This window comes from Inquilinus limosus MP06, assembly GCF_000767795.1.
Taxonomy (GTDB): domain Bacteria; phylum Pseudomonadota; class Alphaproteobacteria; order DSM-16000; family Inquilinaceae; genus Inquilinus; species Inquilinus limosus_E.
On record NZ_JANX01000617.1, the window covers coordinates 1 to 3568 of the forward strand.

Annotated in this window: 4 protein-coding genes; all 4 read right to left on the reverse strand. The window is 69.5% G+C overall.

Annotated features, from left to right (window positions below; all coding sequences use genetic code 11):
- A partial coding sequence (locus P409_RS29535; protein ID WP_034846838.1) for a hypothetical protein occupies positions 1-381 on the reverse strand: 381 nt, incomplete at its 3' end.
- A 171-nt stretch (positions 382-552) separates the two neighbouring features.
- Complete coding sequence (locus P409_RS29540) at positions 553-1827, reverse strand: Gfo/Idh/MocA family protein (protein ID WP_052121553.1); 1275 nt, start codon at positions 1825-1827, stop codon at positions 553-555.
- A 44-nt stretch (positions 1828-1871) separates the two neighbouring features.
- Entirely contained in the window at positions 1872-2708 is an 837-nt protein-coding gene (locus P409_RS29545; RefSeq protein WP_052121554.1) for a carbohydrate ABC transporter permease, read from the reverse strand.
- Positions 2705-3568, reverse strand: an 864-nt coding sequence (locus tag P409_RS29550; protein ID WP_052121555.1) for a carbohydrate ABC transporter permease, incomplete at its 5' end; no start/stop codon positions are given. The genes P409_RS29545 and P409_RS29550, both read right to left, overlap by 4 nt.

Below are 3568 nucleotides of genomic sequence, written 5' to 3' on the forward strand. Positions count from 1 at the left end.
GCTCTCGATCAGCGGGATCGAGCCGTAGACGCAGCCGACCGCCAGCACCGACAGCAGGCCGACGGTGCCGGGGTCGGCGATCAGCGAAGCGGCGACCAGCACCAGGGCGGCGGACAGGGCGGCGCCGGCGGCCAGGCCGCCGGCCGGCAGCAGCAGCGTCGCGACCATGCCGAAGCCGAGGATGCAGACGGCGCGCAGGGCGAAGCCTGCGGCCATGGTCCAGCCGACCGCGTCGGCGGCCAGGCCGCTCGCCGCCAGCCACACCGGCAGATACGGCGTCAGGATGCCGCTGACGCCGTAATGCGCGGACAGCGCCGCGACGGCCCGCAGACGGCCGTGGTCGCCGGCTTCCCGGGCAGGGCTGTCGGAGGTTCCGCTCAAGGCGCGGCCTCTCCCGCTTGCGGGAGCTTTCCAGTGGGTTCTTCTGTCCGTCGTACGGGCTGGCAGCGATTCCGGCCGAAGACAGAACCAGTCCCCCCTTCCCTTGCGGGAAAACTAAAGACGGGCAAACTGAAGGGCCGGTTCGGCTCGCTCACCGGCGTATCCGCCCCGTCACAGCCGGACCACGGTGCCGGTGCGGCGCGAGCGTTCGGCGGCGAAGGCCATGAAGTGGCTGTCCAGCGACTCCTCCAGCGAGGTCAGCGAGACATTCACCTGGCTGCGGCTGCGGCGCTGGATCTGCCGGCCCAGGAACTCGGCCATCAGCCGGTCGTCGCCGCCGCTGTGGCCGCTGTCCTCCACCGTGGTCAGGCGGATGGTGGTGACGTCGTCGGTGCGGAAGTCGATCACCGTGATCTCGTTCTTCTCCAGATGCCCGGCGATCTCGCCATGGGTGCCCATCAGATGCAATGTCCGCGTGTTCTCGGCGGTGAAGGCGCTGACGTTCAGCGTGCCGCTGACGCCGTTGGCGAAGCGCATCGCCACCACCTGGTTGTCGACCACGTCGTTGTCGCAACGATACACGCAGCGGCCATAGGGACCCTCGCGCAGGGCGGTGCGGATGCCGTCGGGCGAGGTGTCGAGGGTCAGCACCTTGTGCGGCCAGCGGTCGGCCGGCTTGAACTTCTCCAGGTACAGGCGCTGGGCGGAATAGGGGCAGACGCGCTCGACCTTGCAGCCCTCGTCGCAGCGGTCGGTCGACCCGTCCGGCGCGTTCTCGCGCCGGAAATGGGCCAGCGAGCCGTAGGAGGACAGCTCGGTGCAAGGCGCGCCGGCCAGCCAGCGGATGATGTCCAGGTCGTGGCAGGTCTTGGCCAGGATCAGCGGGCTCGATTCGTCCTCGCGCCGCCAGTTGCCGCGCACGAAGCTGTGGGCGAAGTGCCAGTAGCCGATGTGCTCGGTCTGGCGCAGCGTCACCAGCCGGCCGATCACGCCGCGGTCCAGGATCTCCTTGATGCGCGAGAAGAAGGCCGTGTAGCGCAGCACATGGGCGACGGTGACGTCCGCCCCCGTCTCCCGCGCCGCCTCGGCCAGCGCCCGGGTCTCCTCCTCGGTCGGCGAGATCGGCTTCTCCAGCAGGATGCCCAGGCCGCGGCGGATGGCGGCCAGCGCCGGCTCCAGATGCAGCGCGTCCGGGGTGGTGATCAGCACGGCGTCCAGCTCGGTCTCGCGCTCCAGCAGCTCGCGCCAGTCGGTGTACAGATGCTCGGCTGCCAGGCCGTGGCGGGCGGCGGCGTCCTGCAGCCGGTCGGTGCGCGGGTCGGCGATGGCGACGACCCGGGCCTGGTCGGGCCGGCGGCGGATGTAGTCGCCATAGGCCTCGATGCCGCGGCTGCCGGCGCCGATGACGGCGACGCGGATCTGCTGGGATTTCAGGGATTTGGACATCGGTCTTGGCTTTCAGGCTCGGACGATGGAGTTGAGAGCGAGGATTAACCTTTCACCGCGCCGGCGACCATGCCGCGGGTGAAGTGCTTCTGGACCAGGGCGAACAGGATGGCGGCGGGCAGGGTGGTGACGACGCCGGCAGCCATCAGGGCGTCCCAGCGGACCACGTTCTCGCCGACGAAGCGGGTCAGGGCCAGGGTCACCGGCCATTTGCCGTCGTCGGTCAGCATCACCAGCGGGAAGATCAGGTCGCTCCAGGCATGGATGAAGGTGTAGATCGCGGTCATCGCCAGCCCTGGCCGCACCACCGGCAGGATGACGTGCCACAGCGCCTTGAGGCGGGAGCAGCCATCGACCATCGCCGCCTCCTCCAGCTCGCGCGGGATGCCCAAGAGGAAGCCGTGCAGCAGCCAGATCGCGATCGGCGTGGCCAGGGCGGTGTCGCACAGGATCACCGACAGATAGGTGTCCAGCAGGCCGGCGGCGATCATCGCCTCGTAGAGCGGGATGACGATGACCACGGGCGACAGCATCTGCGTCGCCAGCACCAGGAACAGCAGCGCGGTGCGGCCGGTGAAGCGGAACCGCGCCAGGCCGTAGGCGCCGAGGAAGCCGAAGCTGGTCGAGATCGCGGCGCAGCACCCGGCGATGACCAGGCTGTTGCCCAGCGCCTCGACCACCCGGTACTGGCCGAACAAAGCGCGGGCGTAGTTGCCCAGGTCCAGGCTGGTCGGCAGGAACTCCGGCGGCCAGACATAGAGCCGGTCATAGGGCGTGAAGGAGGTCTTCAGCATCACCCAGACCGGCAGCAGCAGGAAGCCCAGCAGCAGGATCAGGGCGCCGTGGCGGCCGGCCTCGGGCCAGAAGCGGCGAGCGGTCATTCCTCGCCTCCCTTCAGCACGCGCCAGTACAGCAGCGACACCGTCATCAGGATGGCGAAGACGACAACGGCCATGGCGGAGGAGGTGCCGAAGTCGAAGCTGCCGAAGGCGGTGTCGTAGATCTGGATCGGCAGGGTGGCGGTGGCGCCGGCCGGGCCGCCCTTGGTCAGCGGCCAGATCACCTGGAAGGAGTTGAAGGTCCAGACGGTCGACAGCAGCACGCAGGTCATCAGCACCGGCCGCAGCAGCGGCAGGGTGATGCGGCGGAAGATCTGCATGGGCCGGGCGCCGTCGATCCGCGCCGCCTCGATATAGTCGTCGGGGATGCGCTGCAGCCCGGCCATCAGCGTCACCACCATGAAGGGGATGCCCAGCCAGGCGTCGACCACCACGGTGGCGATGAAGGCCGTGGTCTCCTGCCCCAGGAAGGAGATCGGCTCGCGGATCGCGCCGGTCACCAGCAGCACGGCGTTGATCCAGCCGGACTGGCCGTCCAGCACCCAGCGCCAGGAGATGGCGGCGATCACCGCCGGCGTCACCCAGGGCAGCATCAGCAGCGCCAGATAGATCTTGCGGCCGGGGAAGGGGCGCTGCAGCAGCAGCGCCCCGCCCAATCCGATCAGCAGCTTCGCCCCGACCGAGCAGGCGGTCCAGATCACGGTCAGCTGCAGCGTCCGCAGGAAGGCCGGCTCCTGCACCAGCGCCAGGAAGTTCTCGGCGCCGACGAAGTCGTTGCCCTCCCAGGGCGCGGTCAGCACCACATGGTGCACCGACTGCCAGAAGATGCGCAGCACCGGCAGGCCCAGCAGCGCCGCGATCAGCAGCAGCGGCAGCGCCAGATAGGGCCAGGGCGCCTTGTC

Bases quoted from the DNA above. Each gene is read 5' to 3' on its own strand.
- P409_RS29540 (WP_052121553.1), bottom strand. From the start codon at position 1,827: ATGTCCAAATCCCTGAAATCCCAGCAGATCCGCGTCGCCGTCATCGGC.
- P409_RS29545 (WP_052121554.1), bottom strand. From the start codon at position 2,708: ATGACCGCTCGCCGCTTCTGGCCCGAGGCCGGCCGCCACGGCGCCCTG.